Source organism: Aminobacter sp. P4_D5 (assembly GCF_056401815.1).
This window is the reverse complement of sequence record NZ_JBFUIP010000789.1, coordinates 1-679: the sequence shown is the minus strand read 5'-3', so window position 1 is coordinate 679 and position 679 is coordinate 1. Positions and strand designations below refer to the sequence as shown.

1 protein-coding gene is annotated in these 679 nt (G+C 67.9%); it reads left to right on the top strand.

The genetic code is table 11. From position 1 onward, the window contains the following. A partial coding sequence (locus AC1DWF_RS35010) for a branched-chain amino acid ABC transporter permease (protein ID WP_476843069.1) occupies nucleotides 1-593 on the top strand: 593 nt, incomplete at its 5' end. Nucleotides 594-679: the final 86 nt, after the last annotated feature.

Here is a 679-nt window from a genome sequence, read left to right as displayed (position 1 = left end):
ACAGGGGGCTCTACCTCGCGCTGGCGACGCTTGCCTTCAACGAGGTGGTGCGCGGCATCCTGATCAATCTCGACGCGGTGGGCGGCGCGGCGGGCTATCCGGTGATCGAACATCTGGGCCTTGCACCCATCGCCGCCTGCGCCCTCGGTGTGATCCTGCTCGGGTGGTGGTTGAGCGCGAGCCGCTTCGGCATGACACTGCATGCCATCGAGCAGGATGMGACCGTGACCTCGCTCTTCGGCGTGCACGTGCCCTTCACGCAACTCGGCGCCTTCTCGATCGGGGCGGCTCTCGCGGGGCTGGCGGGCGCGCTGTACGGCTTCCAGTTCAACTTCGTCGAGGCACAGCATTTTTCCGTGCTGCTCTCGGTGACGATCGTGCTCTCTGTCGTGCTGGGCGGCACGCAGACGGCCTGGGGACCGCTGATCGGCGCGGCCTTCTTCACCCTGCTGCCGGAGCTGTTCCGGGGCGCGGCAGCCTGGCGCTACGTGCTCTTTGCGKCGGCGGTGATCCTGGTGATGGCGGTGCGGCCCCAGGGCGTCGTCACACGGGCGGGCCTGATGCGCCTGTTCCGTCCGGAGCGCCCCGCATGAAGCGGCCCATCTTCGAGATCTGTGGACTGCGAAAGAACTTCGGCGGGCTGGAGGTGGTGCGCGGCATCGACCTCACCGTGGAGGAG